This window comes from Dolichospermum sp. LEGE 00240, assembly GCF_015207875.1.
GTDB classification, from domain to species: domain Bacteria; phylum Cyanobacteriota; class Cyanobacteriia; order Cyanobacteriales; family Nostocaceae; genus Dolichospermum; species Dolichospermum gracile.
This window is the reverse complement of record NZ_JADEVZ010000034.1, coordinates 1-17185: the sequence shown is the minus strand read 5'-3', so window position 1 is coordinate 17185 and position 17185 is coordinate 1. Positions and strand designations below refer to the sequence as shown.

Below are 17185 nucleotides of genomic sequence, written 5' to 3'. Positions count from 1 at the left end.
ATATTTAATTTTTTATTAGTCCACGTAGGTGGACTTTGTTTGTGTAGCCGTGAATTCTATTCGCTAGAAATTCAATTGGCGGTTAGAAACCGCAGCTACACAGGCAAAACCTGCCTTCGCAGGTTAATATTTAATTTTTTATTAGTCCACGTAGGTGGACTTTGTTTGTGTAGCCGTGAATTCTATTCGCCATATTCTATTTGCCATTAAAGATTGCCAACTTCGGGGAAACGTTTGGCTAAATCAATGCCTTTTTCGATAAACTTTGTGCCTTCTTCGTCTAATTTCTCGAAGGAATCAAAACCGAAACGATGGGCATCACGTAAGGTTTTGACAGTTAATAATAAGCGACCAGAAAATATTAAAGCCCAACCGAAACCTTCATGTCCCAATTCAACAACTACGTTGGAAATAAGTCCGGTTTCTTTTTCAATACTGGATGCGATCGCCCGAAAAAAGACATGGATACGAGAAATTGTCGCCGGATCAATTTCACCTTCTACGGAAATTTCCCGTTTCTTTTTTTTAGTAACAACATAAGGTTTAAGGATTAATTCATCAGTCCAACTCCGGTAAAAACCATAGCTATCTTGCGCCCGGATTTGTTGAACTAATGATTTATGAAAAGGGGTTAAAACCACCTCTGAATTGTTACCAGTTCCATTCACATCATTTGTACTCATACTGTTGTCTCGTTTTCAAGTTCTTCAGCAAAACTAGGTTTTTTCTGGATTAAGGCTTTCCGTAACCAGGGTGGAGGATTACCTTTGAGGGTTTTCACTAATTTGTTGAGAATATCTTCAATTTTTTCCTCTTCAGATTTAGCCTTAACTGGGGTTACATTCTTCTTAATTAAACGAGCGGCTGCACTACCACCAATAGCGACAACATAAACAATTGTGCAATCATTTAGTGCTTGTAGTTTGGGGGTAATTTTATCTTCATTACCATCTTCTTTGAGATCACCTTCAAACTTGAGAGTTTCGATGAATTCATATCCATTATCGGAAATTTCATAAACATCAATTTCCTTAGCCCAACCAAAGTGAGCATTAACATGAATTCGGTCAGTTGTCGTAAAAGCAATTTTCACTTTCATACTCCTAAGAAGGTGACAGGTTACAGGTTACAGGTGACAGATAAGAGTTAAGAAGGTGACAGGTTACAGGTAACAAGTGACAGGGAAGAGTTAAGAAGATGACAGGAGAGAAGGAGGGAAGAGCGAAGGAAAAAGTAAAACACCAAAAGTCAATTTTTATCTACTTCTTGACTGTCACCCTTTGGGTTCACCAGTCGCTCATGGGGGAAACCCCCAAGACCGCGCTGGTTCACCTGTCACCTATTCCCTGTCACCTATTCCCTATTAATTACTGATGACCATTGGTGCATCATGGATGATTCTTCGTGTTCTATGAATAGGTTTCCTATCCCAAAAAGAAGCTCGATAGTACCGCGATAGCCTACTTTGGTAAATAGCCCATTTCCTAATCGGTCATAGATGGGAATACCTAAACGATAGAGAGGAATTGAGAGGCGTTTAGAGATGGTATTGACGTTGGAATTACCAATCAATAAATCAGAACCTAATGCCAACTTTTCAAAATCCTCTAAATCACCAATAGTGACATTATTGATAGGAAGTTCTTCCAATAAAGGGGAACGAGTTGTGGTGACAGCGTTATGAATTTTTGCTCCCATTGATTGTAAAAATCCCACCATTGTCCACAACAAATCGGGTTCTAAAGCTAAAGATACTCCTTTAGAACTAAAATAAAAGTGAGTATCTAACATTGCGTCTTGCAATTGCCGACGTTGACGACGATATTTTTCAGGAACGGGATTTCCACTTAATAAAGATAATTTTTGCAGAAATTGATCTACAGGTTCTAATCCTGTTAAATCTCTAAATACTTGATAACTTGTTCCAAAGCGTTCCTCTAAAATTTGCGCCGCCCCTAACATACTTTCACCTAATGCTAAGGTAAACGCCGAACTACCTAAAGAACGCAATTGTTTGAGGGTTGTACCACTAGCAGTTATAGGAGTATAACCATCTTCCAAATGTCCATCTAAGGAAGCTCCCAAGTCAGGAACAAATATTGGTTCTAGACCAAAAGCTGTGACAATTTCTCGAATTTCTTGGACATCTCCAGGAGTGAGGGCAGAACCAGCTAAAATTGTGATTTGTTCGGGTTTAATTCCCCCGGCTTTGGGAATTTCTTTAACTATACTTTCGACTGCAACTGCAAAACCGTCTTGCAATGCACCTTTAAAGTCGGGAGTAGGAGCAAAAATAATGGCTAAATGATTAAGTTCAGGATGACGTTCTCGAATATCTTTCAAGAACATTTCCATATCATCACCCCTGGTTTCTGTTAACCCAGTGGTACACAAACCAATTATTTCTGGTTGTACTTTTTCCACTAAAGTGAGAATAGCTTGCTCGACATTTTCCTCACCACCCAGAATAGTAGTAACTTCCGTCATAGCGGTAGTAGCAAGGGGAATTGCTTCCCGAAAATGTCGAACTAAAACCACTTTTGCAAACGCCGTACAACCCTGAGAACCATGAAATAAAGGCATAGTTCCCTTCAAACCCAAAAAAGCCAAAGAAGCACCTAAAGCCTGACTTTGTTTGAGGGGGTTTACAGTCACAGACTTTTCTGGAATAATTGCGATCGCCATAAATTAATCTTTCATAAATTATAAACTTCTGAACATCTAACAATCTTGTGGGATGGGCTTCTAGCCCGTCCAAGGGCAGGCAGGATGCCTACCCTACAAGAATTAACAAGATATTTCTTCCTTTGCGCCTGGAGCGTCTCTGCGTGAGACAATTACTCCCAAGGTGCTGGTTGACGAATTTGCTCCCACACAGGGCTATATAAAGCCTCAGTCAACTCCCGCGCCATTTCCACCATGCCTACATAACCCGCATAGGGATGATGACGTTCTTGGTTAATATCTAAAAAGGGAATTCTGGCTTTGAGCGCAGTATATTGATTTCTGCCCCCAGCAATAAGCATATCTGCGTTAGTTTCTTGAATTAATTTTAGGAGTTCGGAGGCGTTCCCCTTCTCTAACATAATCCCATCATTACCTAACAAATTTTTGATTTTGGCTTTATCTTCTTCTGTACTTTTGCGCGTACTTGTGGCCACAACTTCAATTCCCAAATCCTTTGCAGCGGAAATAATTGACCAACTTTTCACACCACCAGTATAGAGAACAATCCGTTTTCCTTTTAATTTAGCTCGATAGGGAGCAAGGGCAATATCTAAAGCCGCAGTTTCTTCAGCAATCAGTTTTTCTGTGCGTTCCTGCAAATCAGGATCACCTAATTTAGCAGCCACAGTTCGCAAACAACGGTTAATATCTCTAATTCCATAAAATGACTCCTCAATGTAAGGAATTCCATAACGTTCCTCCATTTTTCGTGCCATATTTAAGAGCGCTCGTGAGCAGATCATCACATTTAATTTAGCCCGGTGAGCATAACGCACTTCTTCATAACGAGCATCACCAGTAATTTTCGATAAAACCCGAATTCCTAACTTTTCAAATAAACTTAAAACCCCCCACATTTCCCCAGCAATATTATACTCACCGATGATATTAATATCATAGGGTGTGGTATATTCCGGTTCAGCAGTACCGACTACATATTCTAGTAAAGCCTCACCACCAAAGCGATTACCTAAATTTTTACTACCAATAAATCCGGGAGCAATCACAGGAATTACCGGAGTTCCAGTTTTTTCGGCTGCTACCTTACAAACTGCATCAATATCATCACCAATTAAGGCTGTAACGCAGGTAGCATAAACAAAAACCGCCGCAGGTTTATAATTTTCATTAACTTCTAAAATCGCCTTATACAGCTTTTTCTCGCCACCGAAAATTACATCATTTTCACCCACATCGGTAGTAAAACCTGTCTTATAAAGCATTGGTCCAGAAGACAGACTACCACGACTTCCCCAGGAATTGCCAGCGCAAGCGATCGGACCATGTACTAAATGAGCAGCATCAGTAATAGGAACTAAAGCAATCATCGCCCCATCAAAGGCACAACCACCTTGAGCCGCACCTGGTTGAGCTTGTTGGGTACAGGATTTATTTTTCTTTTCTCCCTGTTTCTTTTGATTATGTTCGCATCCTGATTCACTCAGAAGTTCGTTAATTTTGCTTTGGGTGACTTTCATTTTTATTCTTGTGCTAGATGGAGTTTACAACCATGACAAATCTTGCTTAAAGTTAATCATCAAGATGATGATTTTGAGAAAAATATTGCAAATTAATAAAAATTATTTGTGGAACTATTGACAGCATGATCTATTGCTGGGTTTGTGTCTCTACAGAAAAGATCAGAGAAACTTGCTGTAATAGAGAATAAGTGAGAAATATCTCACAAATAATTTAGGATTACCACAGGATATAATAAATATAATAATTCTAATTCCCAGAAAATAACCAAGTTTTTATACTTAGCTTGGATTGTTTTATAGATTTTCTGCAAAATCCGATTAACTTAATATTTACACAGATAAACTTTCAAAAAAGATATGTATTTATCTGTATTTTCTAGGGGTGGGATTTTCATAACATTTGGTTTAGCAAGAGAAAAGAGAAAAATTATTTCATCTGCGTTTATTTGCGTTTATTTGCGTTTAATTATTAATAACTAAAGATAGGGGATAGGATTTTAGGTAAATTGCCTATGTCCCCATCCCCTTTGTTGATTTTCCTATGATCAGGATGGGTTTACCCCACCCTTGCAGACATTCTTAACGAATTAAGTCGTAGGAAATATCGGTCTTACCAGCAACATTGGTGGTACGGTCAATTTCTTCAAATACTGTGTTAACAATCCAGTTCAACAGGTTGATGATACCTTTGTAACCAACAGTTGCATAACGGTGGTAGTGGTGACGGTCCATGATAGGATAACCGATTCTTACCAAAGGTACACCACAATCGCGCCACAGGTACTTACCGTAGGAGTTACCAATCAATAAGTCAACTGGTTCGGTGAACAACAAGGAGCGTAAGTGCCACAAGTCTTTACCACCCCAGATTTTAGCGGACTTACCGAAGGTGCTAGAATCTAACAAGTCTTGCAATTCTTTCTCGAATACTTCGTTGGTGTTGTGAACCAAGATATGTACTGGTTCAGCACCCATTTCTAACATGAAACCAACTAGGCTATAAACTAGGTCAGGATCACCGTAGATAGCGAAACGCTTACCATGTAACCAAGCATGGGAGTCGGTCATTGCGTCAACTGCACGACCACGTTCGATTTCTAACTCTTCAGGAATAGCCTTACCAGTCATTTGGCTGAGTTTCATCAAGAACTCGTCAGTTCCCTTGATACCCCAAGGACGAGCAACACTAACGTCTTGATTCCATTCCTTAGCAATGTATTCGCGGGTCTTGGTGGTAGAGTAAGCTTGAAGAGCAATAGTAGCCTTAGCGTTGATAGAATCTGCTGCGTCTTCTAGTTTAGTACCACCTGGATACATATTGTATTCACCATCACAAGGTGAATCAACATAATCACTGTTGTCAGATAACAAGGTGTAGTTAATACCCATTAAAGAAGCAATCCGCTTAATTTCGCGGTTGTTTTCTACGTAGGTATCAAAACCAGGAATAAAGTTAATTTTACCGTTGCTCTTAGCTGTCTTTTTACCTACGGTTAAGGTAGAAAGAATTCCCTTCATCATGTTGTCGTAACCAGTGATGTGAGAACCAACGAAGCTAGGTGTGTGAGCAAAAGGTACGGGGAAATCTTGAGGAACAGAACCAGCTTCCTTAGCATTACCGATAAATGACTGTAAGTCATCACCGATAACTTCTGCCATACAGGTGGTGCAAACAGCGATCATTTTTGGCTTGTACAGGGTGTAAGAGTTAGCCAAACCATCAATCATGTTTTGCAAACCACCGAACACAGCAGCGTCTTCTGTCATGGAAGAAGAAACACCGGCAAATGGTTCTTTGTAGTGACGGGTTAAGTGGGTACGGAAGTAAGCTACGCAACCTTGAGAACCTTGAACGAAGGGAAGAGTACCTTCAAAACCAACAGCCGCAAACATAGCGCCTAAAGGTTGACAACCTTTAGCTGGGTTAACGGTTAAAGCTTCACGAGCGAAGTTCTTTTCCCGATATTCCCAGGTCTTTGTCCAATCTGCTACTCGTTGTACTTCTTCTTTGGTGTGACCGTTTTCAAACTGTTTTTTGTTTTCAAACAGTTGTTGGTATTCTGGCTGGTGGAATAACTCAACGTGGTCCTGAATCTTATTGGGATCTTGAGGCATTTTGCGTATCTCCAAGCTTGCTGTGTATGATGTTTGCGATCGGTGGAGAGTGGGGAATGTGCCTCAAAATTCAGAATGCAAAATTCAAGACTTTGAATTTTTAATTTTGAATCTTGACTTCCCAACTCTCCTGGGGTAAGACCCCAGACTATCTTTTGTTCCCTAGACGGCAGCCTTAGCTTTAGCCTTAGCTTGAGCTTTCTTGTTCCAGGGAGCGCCGATTAATCCCCAGGTTGGGCTGTTGAGTGCCAAATCCATGTCACGAGCGAAGATTGCGAATCCGTCGTAACCGTGATAAGGGCCGGAGTATTTATATTGCTGGTTTAATAGCTTTTAACTTCGTTATGTTTGCAATGAGCAATGTTAGGGCTGGTAATTGGTGATTGGGAAAAATTATTATTTACCTGCAAGATTCTATAATTATTAGTAAATGACATCCCGTAAATCTTTAAATCCTGGACATCCTGTATCCCTAACGGGAGGCGTTAGCCACTTCTGACAAATGCTACAATAACTAACTACTTGGTATCATACCCAAAATCAGCAACGCCGAAAAAACAAATTTTAGGAATGCCCAATGTAGAATCATCACGACCCAAGGAAGAAAAACTGTTTAAAGGGGAACGTTTACAAACCCGTCTAACCGCTTCTTAAAAGGAACTTATGATCTCTAATAAACTTATAAAATAAAAAAAAATTATGAGTTATTGCTTATTTATTATTGATGTTCAAAACGGCTTCATAACTGAAAATACCAATCATGTCATACCAAGAATCAAGTCTCTATTAGAGCAAAATATATTTGATTGTGTCGTCTTTACAAGATTTATTAATACCCTAGATAGTCCCTATGTAAAATATCTAGGTTGGGAGCAGCTTTTGTCAGAGAAAGAACAAAAAATTGTTGATGAAATTGAATTATTTACCAATATAGTTTTTGACAAAAATATATATACTGCTTGTAATCAAGAAACCCTGAGATTTATGAAAAATAGAAATATTGAGCAAGCTTTTATTTGTGGAATTGATATAGATGGCTGTGTTTTAAAAACTGCAATTGATTTTTTTGAAAATAATATTATTACTAATATTTTAGAATATTATTCTGCCTCAACTGGAGGTTATCATTATCACCAAGCAGCTATTTTAATTCTAAGTCAGCTAATTGGAACAAATAGCATTATAGCTGAGTCTCTAGATAGACATAATCTTAATAAATACTTAAAAAAGTTTAATAACTAAATACCGCCTTCACAGGGCAGTTAAAATCAAAAGCTTTATTAGATGCCATCGAGGTTTTGCCTAAATAACAACTGATTTTTTTTAATTGAGTCTTAGATACTCGTTGTTTGATCTGACTTTTCCCGTTAAGTCGTAAAACTCCCAATTAACAAGGGTTTTAGACTACAGCTTAATTCTCAACAAGCGACCTTTAATGAGAATAATCAACGAGAAAATAGGACTTTGGGGCGGGGGTTATAGTGGGCGATAGCGAAGTGCTCCGTAGGAATCGCTCAATTAGAAAGATAACGGGAAAAGTTAGGTTGTTTGATAGCGATCACTATCAAACAACATTAATTATTAGTAGGCAATCGCCTTATCTTTTTTTTACATTTTTAAGATAGAATATCGCCGAACTATACATAAATTATAAATTATTTGAGCCAATCTGTATAATTCTCTCTGATTTTTGTGTAACCATTTGCTCAAGACTTATGCAGCGTAAAGTAGCTCGAACTTCCATTAAAATCTGTCCTAGATAATTCTTGCCACTCCCATCTTTTCCAGTACCCCAATAGTAATCTCCAATATCTTCTTGAATAATCATTTTCCCTCCTGTTGCCAGCAGAATTTTCTGAATATCCCCATGAGTCTGAAACTTTTTGAGGACAGCTCGTTGCATCACATCATATTTGATTTTTTTCCAGTCATTACGGTGAGGAAGGGCGTGGCCAAGTTTAGCAGCATCTGCCGGACTTTTTGCCAATCGGATTGTTTCCTCATGGGCAGTGCCAGCAAATTTCTGGGCTTGATAATAATGCTCTGAGGTAGTCCACCAGTGTCCGTCCAGTTCAAAACTGTGTAGAGAAAAGTTACAGAAACAACCGTAGGGTTTTTCGTCAGCAGTGAAAAAGTAAATAGTCACAGTTGCTAGAAATATAATTGGCCATTTTCATTGGCTATAAGACTGCTGGTTAGCGATTTTGATCTGGTTGGTTATCCGACTGAATATTATGCCTATTAGATGAGATTTGAGCAGCGCTAACACCAAGATAAATCCCAAGCAGTATGATACCAAAAGCGATCGCATTCCAAGTACTTAGAGCTTCTTTAAAAGTAACCCAAGCTGCGATCGCTGTCAATACCGGATCTAGTAAAAAAACTAATGCTACCAACCCTGATGACAGATAATTAAGGCTGTAAGTCAGCAAACCTAACCCAAAAATTTGTCCAACTATTGCCAATGCCAAGGCAGTGAGCCACCCTTGAAGAGAAGAAGGAAACAAGGGTTCACCTAATGCCAGTGTTAGCAACATCGTTAATAGCATTCCTACGATACAAACCGACAAGACGATAAAATCACTGCTAAAACGATTTCGCAGTTTTTCAGTTGTTAGTAGATTAATTGCCCACAGCACTGCGGAAAGTATGGCTAAAATATCTCCCTGGATTTTCAGAATATCCAGTTGAAAATCGTTGATAGCTAATATAATCGTTCCCCCCACAGCAATAACTGTACCTAGAATAAATCGCACGGAAAACTGAGACTTAAAAAATAACCAACCTGCAAGGGTGGTAAATAAAGGGGTGAGATTGTGCATCACCGCAGAGTTAGCAATACTGGTTTGGGTGAGAGATAAACCCCATAGGACCGCAGCAGAAGTAGAAGCTATCGTTGTGATCATCAATAATAGAAGTATTTTATAGTTACAGCAGATCGCAAACTGCTGTAACTTTTGTCCACAAAGTAAAATGACAGTTGCAATCCAGTAACGATTGAACATTGTGGCTTCTGGTCTGATTTCCACTTCACACCATCGTACTAGAAGCGGGACAAAGGCATAGGCTAACAAACTGAGGATAAGAGCAGCAATCGCCGAAACGGGAGGGTTTTTATTTTTCATTTTTATTCTTGGGAAATAATTACATAAACTTTAATTTTTACACAAAATTACTCCGTCCATAACACCGGAAATTTTTAATTTGTATAGATTCCCAACTTCTTAAACAAGTCACGGATCTAGTTGTTTGCAGTTAACATATTTATTTTAAAATTAAGCATATTATAATAAACAATTCAAAATCAAAAAAGTGGTTTTGAGTTCTACTTTTTCTTGTTTATTTTTAGTGAATAGCGATCGCCACAAACAACCCAACATGAGAACCAACCTAACACAGGAAATACAGCAAGTAAATCTGCGTTTGAAGTCTGCAAAAACCAGAGTAACAATTCGGGAATCAAATGGATGTCTGCAATTACGGGCAACTTTACCCATTAAACCAGGAGATGAGGACATCAGGGGAACTGGCAAAAAACAATACAATCTCAGTTTGAATCTTCCAGCAAATTTACCAGGTTTAAAAACTGCTGAGGAGGAAGCTTATGAGTTAGGTAAGTTAATTGCTAGAAAAAGTTTTGTTTGGAATGATAAATATTTGGGAAATGAAGGAATTAAAAAGGAGTTAAAAACTATTGGTGAGCTATTAGAAAAGTTTGAAGATGAATATTTTAAAACCCATAAACGCACGACGAAAAGTGAACATACTTTTTTCTATTATTGTTCTCGAATTAAACGTTATACAAATGCTGATGATTTGGCAATTGGGGAGGTTTTAATTCATGCGATTGATCAAATAGATAAGGAATGGGCTAAATATAATACTGTGAGAGCTATTTCTGTATTTTGTCAGCTTTTTAAAATTGAGATTAATTTAACTAATTATTCCAAAGTTCCTGAAAGTAATTCTCGTAATGTTCCTACAGATAAGGAAATACTTACTGGATTTTACAAGTTTGATGAATATCTCAATAACAGAGGTAAACAAGTTAATCAAGATGTGAAAGATAGTTGGCAACTTTGGCGTTGGACTTATGGAATGTTGGCGGTTTTTGGTTTACGTCCCCGTGAGATTTTTGTTAATCCTCATATTGATTGGTGGTTAAGTGATGAAAATGTAGATTTAACTTGGAAGGTTGATAAAGATTGTAAAACTGGTGAAAGGGAAGCTTTACCTTTATATAAGGAATGGATTGATGAATTTGATTTAAGAAATCCGAAATATTTAGAAATGTTAGCAATAGCAATTAGTAAAAAAGACCAGAATAATCATGCAGAAATCACGGCTTTAATTCAAAGGGTGAGTTGGTGGTTTAGAAAAATTGGTTTAGATTTTAAACCCTATGATTTACGTCATGGTTGGGCAATTCGAGCGCATATTTTAGGGATTCCTATTAAAGCTGCGGCGGATAATTTAGGTCATAGTGTGCAGATTCACACGAAAACTTATCAACGTTGGTTTTCCTTGGATATGCGGAAGTTGGCAATTAATCAGGCTTTGAGTAAACGGAATGAGGTGGAGTTGATTAAGGATGAAAATACAGGGTTGAAAATGGAGAATGAACGGTTGAAGATTGAGGTGGAGAAGTTGAGAATGGAAATGGTTTATAAACGGAGTTAAGTTTGGTGAATCAAGAATATCATTTTTGTGTGCTGTGGTATAATCGGTCAATAAATAATTATCTCAACCACCTAGCGAAAAAAATGCTACGATTAGTTAATGGGTAAACTAAGTAAATTAGTTAAATATCTTCTCTCTCGCCCTCCTGAAGCCAGATTTGAAGAGATTAGTTATGTTCTTGAAGCTTTTGGATATCAGGAAACTAGAGTAAGAGGAAGTCATCACGCTTTTGAGAATGATCAAGGAGAAGTCATTATTATTCCCAAAAAAGGTGGTAAAAAAGTTAAGCGAACGTATATTGAAGAAACGATTAGATTACTAGATTTGGAAAATTGGCAAGATGAAAACTAATTCTCAACTTGAGCATCAATCTTTAGAATATTATCTATCTTTAAAATATCCCATGTCTATTTATCCAGAAGAGGACGGAGGATATACAGTAATTATTCCTGACTTACCAGGTTGTATGAGTCAGGGAGACAATTTAGAAGAAGCAATAGAAAATATTAATGAAGCGAGAGAGTTATGGATAGAAACTGTTTATTGTAGTGGTAAAAAACAAATTCCTTTACCTTCTAAACTAATTTCTATAATTAATTCGTGAACAACCATAAAAAATTTTATCCAAACTTATGACAACATAATCAACCAGGAGATTAGTCTATGGAAAGTATGAAAATTAAACCACACATTGGTAATGATAAAATTCTCAAAATTCAGCTTCCTGATGAATTTGCCAATGAAGAATTAGAAATAGTAATTGTATTTCAACGTATTGCAGAAAAATTATTACAATCTGCAACCAAAACGCCGGAAGAATTAGGATATTCTCGTAGGTTTTTAGAAGAAGTAATAGGTAGTTGGGAAGGTGAGCCGCTTGAAGGTCCAGAACAGCTTAATTTTGAAGAACGGGAGGAAATTAAATGGCCTATCTCTTAGATACAAATGCCTGTATTCAAACTCTCAATTCACCAAGCTAAAATATAATATAATAATATAATCCAATTTGTGAAATAAAAACTTCTGTTATGAGTGATATCAAATCTGGTAGCATCGAACTTCGTGATTATCCACCTTTAGAATCAGATAAAGAGTACAAATTTGAGGTTCTAAGTTCTGGTCAAGGAATTGCGACTGCTCACGTCAAATGTATGCGGGATAGACAGGGAAAGTTTTGGCATCTAGATAACTTATTCGTTCATAATCAAAATCGTAATCAAGGCTATGGAACTAGATTAGTTAATCATCTTCGTGATTACCTTTGGAGTATTGATAGACTAAGAATCCGAGTTCATCCAGCTATTGGACTGCAAGTAATGGAGGAGTTAGCAGAGAAATCAAAACATAATACGGAGACATATACCAAGGAAGAGCTAGACGATATGAGTAAATCATTATATCTGGAAATGCAGCAACCTGATTTTTGGGAAAAGCAGGCAGAGAGAAACGAAGTGAGAGACAGTAAAAAACTTATTGAATGGTATCGCAAGCGGGGATTTATACACGATGACCCGAATGGGAAGCATCTATGGTGTTATCCTGAACGAAATGTGATCGTACTTCCTTAAATCTCAAAGAGTGATCGCACTCTCCCAAATATCCAATGATAAAATTAAGAAAACTAAAGATAATCCACCAATGACAACTACACTGGTCAAACCCTCCCAATTCCTACCTGATGGAATCTGCATTCAACACATCAACAACCTCATGCTATTCAAATTTACCGATAAGCTAGGTGAACGGATGCAAGAACTCCTGGATAAAAACAAATTGAATACCCTCACCCCAGAAGAAGCAATAGAATTAGAAGCAATAGGAGAACTTGACGACATCTTCAGTTATATTAACGCTGCTGTTGCTGCTCAACACTATGTCCATTCTTAAAGCTCTTTATCAATAGATAACAATATGCTAGAACAACTAATACTTCATAATTTCAAAAGCCATAAATCTACAGAACTTCATTTCGATAGTTCCCGATTACATGGACTCGTGGGAAAAAACAGTGCTGGTAAAACAACCGTCCTCCAAGCATTGCATAATTTAAGTAAACTAACTGTTTACTCATTTGAGAAAAATTTTAAAGATGAAAATTCACCTCAATTTATTACAACAATTGGGGAAAAAATATGTTTGTTACTGCGAGTGGTGGTTGGGAAAATGAGAATAAAAAAAAATGGGAAGTGTCCTATAGTTGGGAGAACAAAAATACAAACAATTGGACTGCTACAGTATCATGGAATATAGATGGAAATAAAAACAGTTGGACAAATGAAAAACTATATAATTCATATTCATACTCATCACAAAGTCCACCTTTACCATCTAATGTTTTCGGACCTACTGTTTCTGTTTACCTAAAATTAGTTGCCAGCAACCTTGCCAAAGCAGCTTACAGTGAAGAAATTACACCGAGAGTAAAGTTTGATGGTTCATTATTAGCACCAACCTTAGATTTTCTCCGTGATGAAGCACCAGATAAATTTCAATTAATAGAAGAAAAGCTGACTCGAATTGTCCCAAATGTCCGCAAAGTTGGCATAAAACGAGCAAAAGTTCCAGTCATTCGTCAGCGATTAATCGAAGTTGACGGTAAACCTATTTCCTATGAAGAAACTCAGGAAATGATAGGTCAAGAAGTTATATTAGACATGAATACAGGTGTACGTATTCCAGCCCATGCAATTAGCGAAGGAACAATGTTAACTTTAGGATTATTAACTGTGCTGATGAATCCTAATCAACCTAATTTAGTTTTATTAGATGATGTGGAACAGGGACTTCATCCTCAAGCACAACGTGAATTAATGAATGTTTTTAAAGAAATCATTGCCGAAAATCCCAATTTGCAAATTATTTTCACTACTCACTCTCCTTATATTATTGATGCACTTATCCCTTCTCAAGTCCACATATTAAACAACAGTAAATCAGGTTTTACAATTGCTAAACGTTTGGATGAACATCCTGATGTAGAATGGGCAAAAGAAACCTTAACAACTGGTGAATTTTGGGATGCTGAAGGTGAAGATTGGGTAACAGAAGGAGAAGTCAGTGATTGAGTTTATTGTCATAGTTGAAAGTGGTGCAGATGCCAGAACAGCGACTAAATTAGCCGAGCGAGTTTTAAAGGAAAAATTCGATTGGTTAGATGATGATATTCTGCAACATTGTTTTCAGTGGAGTGGTTTAGAGGAAGGGACAGAATTTTCTTGTTGGAGAGACATTAGAAAAATTATTGATGATGCAAAAAAACAACTAAAATATAATGAACTGATACGGGTTTAACAGATTATATTCAAGAAGTTGAGGAACGATTAGCTGAAATTCTTGGATCTGAGTAAAAACTTTTATAGACTCGTGCTGTATTAACTCATTCAGAATACGATCAAGGAAAATGGAAAAAATAATGCAAAGTTTAAACATCAATCAAACTATCACCGCTTGGTCATCCATTGCCGAAAATGTTTTTGTCCCTCACACAAAAGAGGAATATGAATACTTGGTTAATATACTTGATACGCTCATTGATCAAATTGGTGAAGATGAAACTCATCCTCTCGCATCTCTTATGGAAGTTATTGGTGCATTAATTGAAAACTATGAAAATGAACATATTCCCGAATTATTATGATAGCTTATCCAATTGGAAACAATACCTTTATAATTAGTAATTCCCAAACTAACCTTTATTCCCAGCCCAAAGAATAGCAGTATCTTGATACTCTTTAAACATTGAATCCGCAGTCACAAGCATCATACTTTCCATCTGTGCTTGTGCAATGAGCATTCTATCAAAAGGATCTCGATGATGCAAAGGTAAAGCCACCGTTCTGAGTGCATGAGAAGTTGTAATTTCCAAAGATTTCGCCCCCAATTTCATCATGCGGCTAGAAACGTAACTATCCAGTGGTTCTGGTAATGGTAACTTAGCAATTGCAACTTTTATCCCCATTTCCCACACACTAGCCACAGAAAGCCATAGTTCATTGCTTTCATCAGCAATATGTGAAATGGCCTCTTCATTCAAACGCTCAGGTTCAGCAAACCACCATAAAAAACATTGTGTATCTAGTAATAGTTTCACTCCTCATACCCCTCAAACGCTGCCAAAATGTCATCTGGTAAAGGAGCATTAAAGTCTTCTGGAATGACAAATTTTCCTCGATCTTGTCCTAAACTATCTCTGCGGTGAGACGAAACACTAAACGGAACTAACTTAGCGACAGGAACACCCCGATTAGAAATAATAATCTCTTCCCCATGTTCTACACGGGATAATAGGCGTGAAAGGTTGGTTTTAGCTTGATGGATATTTACAGTTTCCACAGGTTTATAGCTAAGTCTACAAACTTAGTTTACTTTGATTCCTTAATTTTGGCAAGAATTCAAAAGAAAACTTCAAATTACAATATGCTACATTTGAAACGGGATAGTCAAAAAGTTACACTACAGTTTAGGTTCCAATACTGTTCGGTTAACGAAAATTTCCACGTAAACAACCTATTGTATAAAACGGCGTTGCTGAATTGAGGTATGAAATTGAAAAATCAAAAAAATGAAACTCTTACTCTCTGCGACTCTGCACCTCTGCGTGTTCGCGCAGCGTGCCGTAGGCATAATAAAATCATACTCTTAATCAGCAACGCCTATAAAACCAACAAATCATTGAAAATGTTGGGTTTCGTTCCGATTCCTCCGCAACGCTAACGCGAACAACCCAACCTACGTATTTTTGTTTTTTAGTCTTAACCGAACAGTATTGGATTGGGGTTAGTTGATTGCGTATCATTTATTGTATTGTGATGCAAAATCGAGGCATTACTGATGCACTAAGGACAGATGAACATTTTCAGCAAGCAGGGTTTCGAGCATTGTTGAGAAGCTAAAATTTTTGTACAATTGATTCATGTAGCTGTAGAGCGATCGCTATCAATATCTCAATTATATCTTCAAAAATAAAATGTCCGGTAAAATCTACCGGACACTGCTTGTTTTCCCTTACTTTACACCTGTTGATTAAATTCAAATTTCACGCTGGTGAGTTTTTCCGATACAACCCAAAGTTTTTGAGCGATCGCTCGATCTTTGGATAACTGATTTGATTCCACCTTGACTGGATAGCCACTTATCTCCATAAATCCATTGGGACCGAAATATTCTGACCCTTTTAAACCTTCCTCAATTGCCGCCCGCAGAGTTGGTAATGCGCCCATTGTGATATCTTGAGCAAAGATACCATTGAGATATTTCATCACATCACCCGCCGTTCTCTGCAATTCAGTTGCAGTCCAACCCGGATGTGAAGCAGTTACAACGGTGTTGATCCCCTGCTCTTTTAGTTTCCGGTCGAGTTCGTAGGTAAAATAAAGATTAGCAAGTTTGCTATCACCGTAAGCCGTCCATTGGGCATAATTTCTCTTTTCCCAATTCAAATCATCGAAATCTAGTTTGCCAAAATTATGTGCGCCGCTGGAAACATTGACAATTCGTGAAGCTTGCGTGCTAATCAAAAGTTTTAAAAGTTGTCCCGTCAAAGCAAAATGTCCGAGATGATTAGTTCCAAATTGTAATTCAAAACCATCTGTAGTTTTTGAATACGGTGGAATCATTACACCCGCATTATTAATCAATAAATCCAAACGTGAATAATTTTTCTGAAAGTTTTCAGCGAAATTGTTAACCGATGCTAAATTCGCCAAATCAAGTTCCATTACCCGAACATCAGCATCTTTATTCTGTTGAATAATTTTCGCCAACGCCTTATTTCCTTTCTCCAAATTACGAACCGCAATGATCACAGATGCTTGTTTATTAGCTAAAACCCGCGCCGTTTCATAACCGATACCGCTACTTGAACCTGTGACAATTACTATTCTGCCTTTTTGACTCAGAATATTTTCTGTGTTCCATTTTTCGTTTTTCATCATCATAAGATAGTTAAATTAACTAATTTACACAAATAAATACTACATTCAACTTAGTGAAAATATTGAATTTTTCAGCTTTGTTTAAGAGGATGTTTGAAAAGTGGTATTCCGTAATTTTCATTACATTGCTACCCCCCTTAGTCCCCCCTTGTAAAGGGGGGAAACAATAAAAATCCAGTTCCCTCCCCTTTACAAGGGGAGGGTTAGGGTGGGGTAAAAAATATTTGATACATCAACCATAACTTTTCA

General features: G+C 37.5%; 21 protein-coding genes and 2 pseudogenes. 12 read left to right on the top strand and 11 right to left on the bottom strand.

All coding sequences use genetic code 11. The annotated features are described in order from the left end of the window. Positions 1 to 206: 206 nt before the first annotated feature. The 6 genes and pseudogenes from IQ226_RS12965 to IQ226_RS12940 form a co-directional block, all read right to left on the bottom strand. Entirely contained in the window at positions 207 to 683 is a 477-nt protein-coding gene (locus IQ226_RS12965) for a NifX-associated nitrogen fixation protein (RefSeq protein WP_193895939.1), read from the bottom strand. Continuing rightward, entirely contained in the window at positions 680 to 1099 is a 420-nt protein-coding gene (gene nifX, locus IQ226_RS12960) for a nitrogen fixation protein NifX (protein ID WP_193895938.1), read from the bottom strand. Before nifX ends, IQ226_RS12965 begins: the two co-directional genes overlap by 4 nt. Positions 1100 to 1353: 254 nt before the next feature. Further along, positions 1354 to 2685 carry a nitrogenase iron-molybdenum cofactor biosynthesis protein NifN gene (gene nifN / locus IQ226_RS12955; RefSeq protein WP_193895937.1) on the bottom strand — a complete coding sequence of 444 codons (1332 nt, stop codon included), beginning with the start codon at positions 2683 to 2685 and terminating at the stop codon, positions 1354 to 1356. A 152-nt stretch (positions 2686 to 2837) separates the two neighbouring features. After that, on the bottom strand, positions 2838 to 4205 hold the full coding sequence (gene nifE / locus IQ226_RS12950) for a nitrogenase iron-molybdenum cofactor biosynthesis protein NifE (protein ID WP_193895936.1): 1368 nt from the start codon (positions 4203 to 4205) through the stop codon (positions 2838 to 2840). Between the two features lie 582 nt (positions 4206 to 4787). Next, positions 4788 to 6323: a nitrogenase molybdenum-iron protein subunit beta gene (nifK, locus tag IQ226_RS12945; RefSeq protein ID WP_193895935.1), complete on the bottom strand. Its 1536-nt coding sequence runs from the start codon at positions 6321 to 6323 to the stop codon at positions 4788 to 4790. 162 nt (positions 6324 to 6485) lie between these two features. Further along, a pseudogene (locus IQ226_RS12940) lies at positions 6486 to 6638 on the bottom strand (nitrogenase molybdenum-iron protein alpha chain); the annotation flags it as partial. Between the two features lie 384 nt (positions 6639 to 7022). On the opposite strand from IQ226_RS12940, the gene IQ226_RS12935 reads away from it, so the two are divergent. Continuing rightward, a complete protein-coding gene (locus tag IQ226_RS12935; protein ID WP_193895934.1) occupies positions 7023 to 7565 on the top strand; it encodes an isochorismatase family protein in 543 nt (180 codons plus the stop codon). A gap of 406 nt (positions 7566 to 7971) precedes the next feature. Here the strand turns inward: IQ226_RS12935 and IQ226_RS12930 are convergent, their stop codons facing one another. Further along, the gene (locus IQ226_RS12930) at positions 7972 to 8469 is read right to left on the bottom strand and encodes an NADAR family protein (protein ID WP_193895933.1); all 498 of its coding nucleotides are present in this window, start codon (positions 8467 to 8469) and stop codon (positions 7972 to 7974) included. Positions 8470 to 8518: 49 nt separating this feature from the next. After that, a complete protein-coding gene (locus tag IQ226_RS12925) occupies positions 8519 to 9448 on the bottom strand; it encodes a DMT family transporter (RefSeq protein WP_193895932.1) in 930 nt (309 codons plus the stop codon). 253 nt (positions 9449 to 9701) lie between these two features. On the opposite strand from IQ226_RS12925, the gene IQ226_RS12920 reads away from it, so the two are divergent. The 10 genes from IQ226_RS12920 (at position 9702) to IQ226_RS12880 (ending at position 14640) form a co-directional block, all read left to right on the top strand. Next, a complete protein-coding gene (locus IQ226_RS12920; RefSeq protein WP_193896008.1) occupies positions 9702 to 11003 on the top strand; it encodes a site-specific integrase in 1302 nt (433 codons plus the stop codon). Between the two features lie 99 nt (positions 11004 to 11102). After that, the gene (locus IQ226_RS12915; RefSeq protein ID WP_039201007.1) at positions 11103 to 11354 is read left to right on the top strand and encodes a type II toxin-antitoxin system HicA family toxin; all 252 of its coding nucleotides are present in this window, start codon (positions 11103 to 11105) and stop codon (positions 11352 to 11354) included. Next, entirely contained in the window at positions 11344 to 11607 is a 264-nt protein-coding gene (locus IQ226_RS12910; RefSeq protein WP_039201008.1) for a type II toxin-antitoxin system HicB family antitoxin, read from the top strand. Before IQ226_RS12915 ends, IQ226_RS12910 begins: the two co-directional genes overlap by 11 nt. Before the next feature lie 59 nt (positions 11608 to 11666). After that, positions 11667 to 11942, top strand: coding sequence for a hypothetical protein (locus IQ226_RS12905; protein ID WP_193895930.1), 276 nt, complete (start codon positions 11667 to 11669; stop codon positions 11940 to 11942). 89 nt (positions 11943 to 12031) lie between these two features. After that, complete coding sequence (locus IQ226_RS12900; RefSeq protein WP_193895928.1) at positions 12032 to 12571, top strand: GNAT family N-acetyltransferase; 540 nt, start codon at positions 12032 to 12034, stop codon at positions 12569 to 12571. Positions 12572 to 12641: 70 nt separating this feature from the next. Further along, positions 12642 to 12890, top strand: a complete 249-nt coding sequence (locus tag IQ226_RS12895) for a hypothetical protein (RefSeq protein WP_193895926.1) — start codon at positions 12642 to 12644, stop codon at positions 12888 to 12890. A 24-nt stretch (positions 12891 to 12914) separates the two neighbouring features. Next, positions 12915 to 13253: an AAA family ATPase gene (locus IQ226_RS25130; protein ID WP_228039410.1), complete on the top strand. Its 339-nt coding sequence runs from the start codon at positions 12915 to 12917 to the stop codon at positions 13251 to 13253. Beyond that, positions 13136 to 14068, top strand: coding sequence for an AAA family ATPase (locus tag IQ226_RS12890; protein WP_228039409.1), 933 nt, complete (start codon positions 13136 to 13138; stop codon positions 14066 to 14068). The genes IQ226_RS25130 and IQ226_RS12890 overlap by 118 nt, the downstream gene beginning before the upstream one ends. Next, complete coding sequence (locus tag IQ226_RS12885) at positions 14061 to 14294, top strand: hypothetical protein (protein ID WP_228039408.1); 234 nt, start codon at positions 14061 to 14063, stop codon at positions 14292 to 14294. The genes IQ226_RS12890 and IQ226_RS12885 overlap by 8 nt, the downstream gene beginning before the upstream one ends. 121 nt (positions 14295 to 14415) lie before the next feature. Continuing rightward, positions 14416 to 14640 (top strand): hypothetical protein, encoded by a 225-nt coding sequence (locus IQ226_RS12880; RefSeq protein ID WP_096671319.1) that lies wholly within the window; start codon positions 14416 to 14418, stop codon positions 14638 to 14640. Positions 14641 to 14688: 48 nt separating this feature from the next. Here IQ226_RS12880 and IQ226_RS12875 read toward each other — a convergent pair whose 3' ends face one another. Both IQ226_RS12875 and IQ226_RS12870 read right to left on the bottom strand, forming a co-directional pair. Beyond that, positions 14689 to 15093 (bottom strand): type II toxin-antitoxin system VapC family toxin, encoded by a 405-nt coding sequence (locus IQ226_RS12875; protein ID WP_039201015.1) that lies wholly within the window; start codon positions 15091 to 15093, stop codon positions 14689 to 14691. After that, entirely contained in the window at positions 15090 to 15335 is a 246-nt protein-coding gene (locus IQ226_RS12870) for a type II toxin-antitoxin system Phd/YefM family antitoxin (protein WP_039201017.1), read from the bottom strand. The genes IQ226_RS12875 and IQ226_RS12870 overlap by 4 nt, the downstream gene beginning before the upstream one ends. 441 nt (positions 15336 to 15776) lie before the next feature. On the opposite strand from IQ226_RS12870, the pseudogene IQ226_RS25125 reads away from it, so the two are divergent. Beyond that, positions 15777 to 15895: pseudogene (locus IQ226_RS25125) on the top strand (PIN domain-containing protein); the annotation flags it as partial. A gap of 117 nt (positions 15896 to 16012) precedes the next feature. Here IQ226_RS25125 and IQ226_RS12865 read toward each other — a convergent pair. Further along, the gene (locus IQ226_RS12865; protein ID WP_228039407.1) at positions 16013 to 16939 is read right to left on the bottom strand and encodes an SDR family NAD(P)-dependent oxidoreductase; all 927 of its coding nucleotides are present in this window, start codon (positions 16937 to 16939) and stop codon (positions 16013 to 16015) included. Between the last annotated feature and the right edge of the window lie 246 nt (positions 16940 to 17185).

Coding starts and splice junctions, on each gene's coding strand:
- IQ226_RS12880 (WP_096671319.1), top strand. CDS start 14,416: ATGCAAAGTTTAAACATCAATCAAACTATCACCGCTTGGTCATCCATT.
- IQ226_RS12965 (WP_193895939.1), bottom strand. CDS start 683: ATGAGTACAAATGATGTGAATGGAACTGGTAACAATTCAGAGGTGGTT.
- nifK (WP_193895935.1), bottom strand. CDS start 6,323: ATGCCTCAAGATCCCAATAAGATTCAGGACCACGTTGAGTTATTCCAC.
- nifE (WP_193895936.1), bottom strand. CDS start 4,205: ATGAAAGTCACCCAAAGCAAAATTAACGAACTTCTGAGTGAATCAGGA.
- nifN (WP_193895937.1), bottom strand. CDS start 2,685: ATGGCGATCGCAATTATTCCAGAAAAGTCTGTGACTGTAAACCCCCTC.
- IQ226_RS12935 (WP_193895934.1), top strand. CDS start 7,023: ATGAGTTATTGCTTATTTATTATTGATGTTCAAAACGGCTTCATAACT.
- IQ226_RS12865 (WP_228039407.1), bottom strand. CDS start 16,939: ATGATGATGAAAAACGAAAAATGGAACACAGAAAATATTCTGAGTCAA.
- IQ226_RS12890 (WP_228039409.1), top strand. CDS start 13,136: ATGTTTGTTACTGCGAGTGGTGGTTGGGAAAATGAGAATAAAAAAAAA.
- IQ226_RS12925 (WP_193895932.1), bottom strand. CDS start 9,448: ATGAAAAATAAAAACCCTCCCGTTTCGGCGATTGCTGCTCTTATCCTC.
- IQ226_RS12920 (WP_193896008.1), top strand. CDS start 9,702: ATGAGAACCAACCTAACACAGGAAATACAGCAAGTAAATCTGCGTTTG.
- IQ226_RS12905 (WP_193895930.1), top strand. CDS start 11,667: ATGGAAAGTATGAAAATTAAACCACACATTGGTAATGATAAAATTCTC.
- IQ226_RS12900 (WP_193895928.1), top strand. CDS start 12,032: ATGAGTGATATCAAATCTGGTAGCATCGAACTTCGTGATTATCCACCT.
- nifX (WP_193895938.1), bottom strand. CDS start 1,099: ATGAAAGTGAAAATTGCTTTTACGACAACTGACCGAATTCATGTTAAT.
- IQ226_RS12910 (WP_039201008.1), top strand. CDS start 11,344: ATGAAAACTAATTCTCAACTTGAGCATCAATCTTTAGAATATTATCTA.
- IQ226_RS12895 (WP_193895926.1), top strand. CDS start 12,642: ATGACAACTACACTGGTCAAACCCTCCCAATTCCTACCTGATGGAATC.
- IQ226_RS12915 (WP_039201007.1), top strand. CDS start 11,103: ATGGGTAAACTAAGTAAATTAGTTAAATATCTTCTCTCTCGCCCTCCT.
- IQ226_RS25130 (WP_228039410.1), top strand. CDS start 12,915: ATGCTAGAACAACTAATACTTCATAATTTCAAAAGCCATAAATCTACA.